7 protein-coding genes are annotated in these 7,424 nt (G+C 67.7%); 6 read left to right on the top strand and 1 reads right to left on the bottom strand.

Annotation, left to right across the window (positions count from 1 at the left end):
- Positions 1-351: 351 nt before the first annotated feature.
- The 6 genes from CVO76_RS14365 (at position 352) to CVO76_RS14390 (ending at position 5,922) form a co-directional block, all read left to right on the top strand.
- Entirely contained in the window at positions 352-666 is a 315-nt protein-coding gene (locus tag CVO76_RS14365; RefSeq protein WP_208739842.1) for a cyclophilin-like fold protein, read from the top strand.
- Positions 667-761: 95 nt separating this feature from the next.
- Positions 762-1,529: an SDR family oxidoreductase gene (locus CVO76_RS14370; RefSeq protein WP_208739844.1), complete on the top strand. Its 768-nt coding sequence runs from the start codon at positions 762-764 to the stop codon at positions 1,527-1,529.
- A 22-nt stretch (positions 1,530-1,551) separates the two neighbouring features.
- Positions 1,552-2,532, top strand: coding sequence for an aldo/keto reductase (locus tag CVO76_RS14375; protein WP_208739846.1), 981 nt, complete (start codon positions 1,552-1,554; stop codon positions 2,530-2,532).
- A 395-nt stretch (positions 2,533-2,927) separates the two neighbouring features.
- Positions 2,928-3,956 (top strand): oxygenase MpaB family protein, encoded by a 1,029-nt coding sequence (locus CVO76_RS14380; protein ID WP_244186003.1) that lies wholly within the window; start codon positions 2,928-2,930, stop codon positions 3,954-3,956.
- Positions 3,957-4,154: 198 nt separating this feature from the next.
- Positions 4,155-4,586, top strand: coding sequence for a LexA family protein (locus CVO76_RS14385; RefSeq protein ID WP_244186340.1), 432 nt, complete (start codon positions 4,155-4,157; stop codon positions 4,584-4,586).
- A gap of 61 nt (positions 4,587-4,647) precedes the next feature.
- The gene (locus tag CVO76_RS14390) at positions 4,648-5,922 is read left to right on the top strand and encodes a Y-family DNA polymerase (RefSeq protein ID WP_244186341.1); all 1,275 of its coding nucleotides are present in this window, start codon (positions 4,648-4,650) and stop codon (positions 5,920-5,922) included.
- Between the two features lie 92 nt (positions 5,923-6,014).
- On the opposite strand, the gene CVO76_RS14395 is transcribed toward CVO76_RS14390, so the two are convergent.
- On the bottom strand, positions 6,015-7,424 hold a 1,410-nt coding region (locus CVO76_RS14395; RefSeq protein ID WP_208739852.1), incomplete at its 5' end, for an acyl-CoA dehydrogenase.

A 7,424-nucleotide genomic window follows, 5' to 3' on the forward strand; every position in this document is an offset into this window, starting at 1 on the left:
GGGGCCGACGTCGTCGCCGGCGTCGAGCAGAAAGCCCGGCTGCTCCTCGAGCAGGTCGAAGCCCACCGCGACCTGTCCTCCTCCATGGCTCTCAACGATGCCGACATGGCGTAGAACACAGTGAAGAATCCCTCAGTCCTCATCGCCCTGACCTTGGCTGCCGTGATCACCCTGACGGCGTGCTCCGCGCCAGAGGGTGAGGGGACCACTGCGCCAGAACCGACCGCCGCGGCTGAGACTGCGGCACGAACGCCGACCCGGGCGAGCACTGACAGCACAACAGTCGAGGCCCCGGCACCTGGTGCACCCGCAGAAGGAACGCTGATCACGATCACCGCCGGTGACGTGGTCATGACAGGAACGCTCAACGACACCCAGGTCGCCCGGGACTTCGCCGCGACCCTTCCTGTGACGCTGCCCTGGTTCCGGAACGCGGGCATCGAGTACATCACCGAACTACCCGAACCGCTGACGGAGACGGGCCCGTTCTACACCGACGTCCAACCAGGAGACATCGTGTACTACAACCCCAGAGACAGCATCACGATCATCTACGAAGAAACCAGTTCCGTGCCCACCCTCACCGAGATGGGCGAGATCACCTCGGACCTCAGCGTCTTCGAGGACCTTCCCGACGACGCCGACATGCTCGTCGAACTCGGCTGACTCATCCTGGTGATCTTCAAGCACCCCATTTCTCTGACCGCTGTGGTCATAGAGCCCCCACACACCTGACACCCCCGTAGAAGGGCCCCATCCTCGTGGAACAGAAACTCGTCGGAACGATCGCCATCATCACCGGTGCCAGTAGCGGCATCGGAGCAGCCACCGCCCGCCGCCTCGCAGCGCACGGCGCTACCGTGGCCGTCGTGGCCCGACGCGCAGACCGCCTCGACACTCTCGTAAGTGATATCGAAGCCGCCGGCGGCAGTGCCCTGGGGGTTCAGGCGGACATCACGGACAGGGCCCAAGCAGAGCGGGCAGTCTCGACGGTCATCGACCGCTTCGGCAGGATCGACATCCTCATCAACAACGCCGGGCTGATGCTGCTCGGACCGGTCCTCGACCAGGACGTCGAGGAATGGGAGCGGATGATCGCCGTCAACCAGCGTGGCCTGCTCTTCATGACCAAGGCCGCACTACCGCACCTGCTGATAGCGGCTAACGACGAACTGCGCGGCGTTGCGGATATCGTGAACATCTCCTCCATCGCCGGCCGGCAGGCATGGGCGAACTTCGCCGCCTACAACATGACGAAGTTCGGGGTGAACGGCTTCACCGAAGCCCTCCGCCAGGAAGTCACGAAGAAGCATGTACGAGTCGGCGTGCTCGAGCCCGGCGCCGTCGAAACCGAACTGATCTCCCACAACAACGACACCATCAAGGATCATCTCGCCGTGTCCGACGCGAAGAACATCCCCGAGAAACTGCAGCCGGAAGACATCGCCGAGAGCATCACCTACATGGTCACCCGCCACCGACGCTCCTCCATCGCCGAACTGTGGGCCATGCCCACCTCCCAAGCCTGAGCAACCGAGAGGCAAGAACCTCATGAGAAGTGCACACCTCGGAGACCTCGACGTCTCCCGCGTCGGTCTCGGCGCCATGACGATGGCCGGCACCTACACGACCGGCGGGGCACTGGATGACGACGAATCCATACGCACCATCCACCGCGCACTCGACCTGGGCGTCACCCACATCGACACGGCCGAGATCTACGGGCCCTACCTCAGCGAACAGATCGTCGGCAAAGCAACCCGAGGACGCCGCGACCACGTGAGGATCGCCACCGAGTTCGGTCTCGTCTCCCACAACGGCGGCGGACCGGGCGTGATCGACAGTTCACCTTCGAATGTGAAAATCGCAGTCGAGGGCTCCCTGCGACGCCTGGGCAGGGATTACATCGACCTGTACTACCAGCACCGGGTCGACCCGAACACGCCCATCGAGGACACCGCGGGCGCCGTCGCTGACCTGATCACTGAAGGCAAAGTGCTCCACTTCGGGCTCTCCGAAGCATCCGCGCACACCATCCGTCGCGCACACGCCGTCCACCCCGTCTCGGCCCTGCAGACGGAATACTCGCTGTGGACGCGTGACGTCGAAGCCCACATCCTGCCCCTGCTCCGCGAGCTCGGCATCGGATTCGTTCCTTACTCTCCCCTCGGGCACGGCCTGTTGACCGGGCAGATCCGTTCCGCGGCCGACATCCCCGAGGATGACTGGCGCAAGACCAATCCGCGGTTCGTCGGCGAGAACTTCACGCGCAACCTCCGTCTCGTCGACGAGGTCCGCGCCATCGGCGCGGAAATCGGATCCACCCCCGCACAAACAGCGCTGGCGTGGATCCTCGCCCAGGGCGAGGACATCGCCCCGATCCCAGGAACCCGTCGGGTCGGGCGAGTGGAGGAGAACACCGCCGCCGATACGGTTGAGCTCACAGCACAGCAGATCGAGCGCCTGACGGCGCTCGACCCGGCAGCCGGCGAGCGACACGACGAAGCCAACATGGCCTCCATCGACAAATAGGGGACCATCTTCATCCCGGTGCAGCTTCAGCCGCTGTGTGACGTGTCCCAGAGGTAGCGCGGAAACCGACCTGCTACCCGGTACCCAGGCGCTGAATAATTTGGATCGGTCCGGGAGGGCCCGCACGCCAATGCCTCGACCTTCCAATGGCGCGGCGTCGGCAGCACCCAGTTCCACGCCCGAACTGTCGAGTTGCGCACAGCCCTCCTCGAGCGCGAATGGAACGAATCGATCGTCCGGCCCCTGCTCACCGGCATCGAGCCCGAAGCGCCAACACTTTTCTGACAACGGAGAAGTTCGCTCGACCACCGACGTGTCAGAGCCGTGTTCTACGCTTCGTAGTGGAGTCCCGTCCGGGGTGTCCGTCGTACCCGACCTGCCGTCGTTGGAGTCTCATGCCCGATCGCTCGATACCGCGCCCCGCCGATTTGGCCCACCGCGTCCGCCGTGCCTTCCGCGCACGGGTCTCCGGTGACCCCACCGGGGCACCGGACTGGGTGCGCGAGATCGCCCTGGTAGGGGAGGGACCGGGCTGGTTCGAGCCCGACGGCGTCGTCTGGCGGGTCCACGGCGACCTCTCCACCCTCGTCGGCGGGGTTGCGGCCCTCCTCGGGCAGGGCGCACACCCGCTGGCGATGGCCGGGGTCGCACGGCACTCCACCTACCGCAGCGACCCCTGGGCCCGCCTCGCCGGGACCGCACGCTGGCTCACCGTGAGCACCTTCGGCTCGGCGGAGCTCGCCGAGCGGGAGACGGCGCGGGTCCGCGGTATGCACGGGCGGGTCCGCGGCACCACCGACGACGGTCGCGCCTACTCCGCCTCCGACCCCGCCCTGCTGCGCTGGGTGCACCTGGCCTTCACCGACGCCTTCCTCGGCGCCCACGAGGCCGTCGGCCACGACCTGGCCCCGCGGTTCGGCCGCGACTGGGCCGACACCTACGTCGCCGACTGGTCCCGCAGCGCGCGGGCGCTCGGGGCCGAGGACCTCCCGGTCAACCGACGGGAACTCGCCGAGGCCCTGCGCGCGTTGGAGCCCGACCTCGAACCCGTTCCCGCCGAGCTCCTCACCTTTCTCTCCGCACCGGACGGGTTGAACCGGGCCGAGCGGATCTTCTACAAGGGCCTGGCCGTCGCCGGGGCGCTGGTTCTCTCCCCGTCCGTGGCCCCCCTCGCCGGCGTACCCGGCCGCGGTGACCGCTCGCCCGCGGACCGCCTCCGCTTGCAGCGCACCCGCGTACAGTTGCGGGCCTTCCAACTGGCCCTCGGGCCGCACAGCCCCTCCGAGGACGCGGCGCGCTACCGGATCGGCCTCGCCGGCCCGCCGGACTGGCTCGACCGAACCTCGGCCATACCCGGACCGCCTTCAGCAGGGCTTCCGCACCGGCGTCCTAGCGGCGGCGCAGTCAATATCGGGACGCCGTAGCGGAAGACGCGCACTCGGGTGCGGAGCCGCAGCTTACCGGCCGGCACCTTCACGTCCGTGTCGGCGGCGCAGTCTACGATCGGTACCTTGGGCCGTTGCGGCCATCGGGAGGGAAGGATGCGCGAGGTCATGGACGAGTTCGGTGCATCCGGTAGGGCCCTCGGCCGGCCGGCTCCAGCCGCTGCCCGCGCGGAGTTGATGCCATCGGGCTTCGCGTCCCCGGCCCAGGACTGGTTCGAGGACCGGATCGACCTGAACCGGCACCTCATCAAGGACATCACCAGCACCTACATCGTGCGTGTGTCCGGGCACGCCATGGACGGCGCGGGTATCTCCGATGGTGACGAACTGATCGTCGACCGGGCCCTGCACCCCAGGGACGGGTCCGTGGTCGTCGCCGTCCTCGACGGCGAACTCATCGTCCGTCGACTCCGCATCACCCACTCGGACACCAGCACCGACCCCGAGACCAGTCCCACCACCAAGTCCAACAGCACGGATCCTGGTGACGGTACGGCTGCCGGCGTCGCGCTGGTCGCGGCGAGTTCCGCCTACCCACCCATCCCCGTGCCGGACCCCGATGGCCTGGTCATCTGGGGTGTGGCCACCCGGTGCCTCCACCGTGTCTGATCCTGAACCTTCCCCGCTTGGTCGGGGTCCGGTCACCGGTCCGGTTACCTCCGGTGTCGCCCTGGTCGACGTCAACAATTTCTACGTCTCCTCCGAGCGGGCCTTCGACCCGTCGTTGGAAGGGCGCCCCCTGGTGGTCCTGTCGAACAACGACGGCTGCGTGATCACCCGCAGCGCCGAGGCGAAGGTACTCGGGATCCCGATGGGCGCTCCCTGGTTCCAGATCGCCGGACAGGCGAAGAACTGGGGGTTGCAGGTCCGCTCGAGCAATTACGAGCTGTACGGGGATATGAGTGCCCGCGTCATGGAAGTCCTCGGCCGCCACACCACCGACCTCGAGATCTACAGCATCGACGAAGCGTTTCTCACCCTCCATGGCACCCACAGGGCACAGCAGGCCACGGGCAGGACCATCAAGGCGACCGTCCGGCGCAACACCGGGCTTCCCGTGTGCGTGGGCATAGCCCCGACGAAGACCCTGGCGAAACTCGCCAATCGGTGGGCCAAGGGCAATCCCCACTTCGACGGGGTCTGCCACTGGGACCTCGTCCCGCAGGATCAGCGGCGCGCCCTGCTGCGCAGGTTGAAAGTCACCGACGTCTGGGGCGTCGGCACCAGGAACGCCGCACGCCTTAACGCCATCGGCATCGACACCGCCTGGGACCTTGCCGCCGCGGACCCGGTATTGATCCGGAAACGGTTCTCCGTGGTCCTCATGCGCACCGTCCTCGAACTGCAGGGCACGCCCTGCATCACCTCCAGCGAGTCCACCGGCAACGAACAGGTTCTCTTCTCCCGCTCCTTCGCCACCCCCGTCACCACCCTGGACGGGATGCAGCAGGCGTTGAGCGTCTACGCCCAGGGCGCCGCCTCACGCCTGGCCCGCAAGAACCTCCAGGGAAGGGTGCTCACCGCGTTCGCCGGAACCTCACCGTTCAGTACCGGCACCAGAAGCGCGCCGAGTATCTGCATCCCGCTCCCGGCCCATACCGCGAATCCCCTGGAACTCACCCGTGCCGCGCACCGGCTGCTGCCGCTCATCGACGAAGGCGTGTCCTACATCCGGGCCGGAGTCATCATCACCGACCTCCAACCCGCCGGGACACAGGACTCCCTCCTGACGCTCGACCAGGATCCCGCGGCCGGCGCCGGTCCGGCCCTGGGGAAGGACACGGGCCCACTCCTGCACCAGATCGGCCAGAGATTCGGGCGCTCGGCGATCGGCCTCGGCCACGCGGGCCTGAAAGCAGGCTCGGACTGGACCATGAAACGCGACATGCTCTCACCCCACTACACCACCAAGTGGGCGGACCTGCCCCTTGTCAAAGCGCAGTAGGACCATTCAGGACCCTGAGCATCCCGCTCCGGGCCGGACGGGCAGGTCAGTCAGGAGTGGATGCCCTCGCGGGAGTCCGCGAGGGCCCGTCACTAGCCCTTGGTACGGGACTTCGCCGCCTTCTGCGCCTTCTTCTGTCTGGCTTCACGGGCGAGGAGTGTCTTCTCGTCGATCGGCGCGTCACCGCTGGCCCGGCGGCGGCGCGTGTACTCGGCGGCCTCGTCCTGGCGCTCCTGCTCCGCTCCGCTCGCGATGGCCGAGCGCAGGTGTTCGGGCCCGTACCCGAACGACTCCACCAGGTCGAGGGCGTGCGGGCGGATCCTGGTCAGTAGCCGGTTGATGTACCGGTCCAGTGTCCGCGCGCGCTGGGAGGACAGGCGGCCGTTCATGAGGAACCACGCGAGGTCCTTCTCGATGAGGCACAGACCGAACAGGTCCCGGAGCCGGGTGAGGACCTCGCGTGTTCCCGGGTCCTCGATCTTCTTGAGGCCTCGGGTGAACGCTTCCCACTGGAGCAGCTCGGCGTGTGCGTGGGCCACCTCGATGAGCTCGTTCTGGTGCTCGTTGAAGAGGGCGGCGGACTTCTCCTGCGACATCCCCTTCGCACCGCGCAGCACGGCGGCGACGTCCGCCACACGTGACTGCACCCGGTCCGACAGCAACTCGCGCTGCGTGTCCTCGTCCCGCAGCGCCTTGGCGGACTTCTTGCCGGAGCCGGAGTCCGCCACCGTCTGCGCGACGCGGCGGAGACCGGAGCGGTGCAGGGTCTTGCCCGCCGCCTGCGACACGGCGTAGCGGGCCAGGACGCCGAAGTCGACACCCTTGAACTCCTTGGCGTAGTCCGTCAGGAGGCGCTTCGCGACGAGCTGCAGCAGCACGGTGTTGTCGCCCTCGAAGGTGACGTAGACGTCGAGGTCGGCGCGCAGCGATGCGAAGCGGTTCTCGATCAGGAAGCCCTGGCCGCCCGTCGCCTCGCGGCACTCCTGCAGGGTGTCGAGGGCCAGCCAGGTGCTGAGCGGCTTGAGGGCCGCGGCGAGTGTCTCGAGGTCCTGCCGGTCCTCGTCGGTGTCGTTCCTGCCGGAGAAGACGTCGTCGAACTTCTCGAGGAGTTCCTCGTGGGCGAACGAGGCCGCGTAGGTCGCCGCGAGGCGCGGCAGGAGCCGGCGCTGGTGCCGCTGGTAGTCCATCAGCACCTCCTCCCTGAGCTCGGAGGACGCGTTGAACTGCCGGCGCTGCGTCGAGTAGGTGATGGCGGCGGTCAGCGCGAGCTTGCTGGCGGCCACGGCGGCGCCGTCGAGCGAGACGCGTCCCTGGACGAGGGTGCCGAGCATCGTGAAGAAGCGGCGGCCGGGGGACGGGATAGGTGAGGTGTAGCTGCCGTCCTCGGCGACGTCGCCGTAGCGGTTCAGCAGGTTGGTCCGCGGTACCCGGACACCCGTGAAGTGCAGGCGGCCGTTGTCGATGCCGTTGAGTCCGCCCTTGATGCCGTCGTCCTCCGGCGA

This window comes from Arthrobacter agilis (assembly GCF_002953615.1).
GTDB lineage: Bacteria > Actinomycetota > Actinomycetes > Actinomycetales > Micrococcaceae > Arthrobacter_D > Arthrobacter_D agilis_B.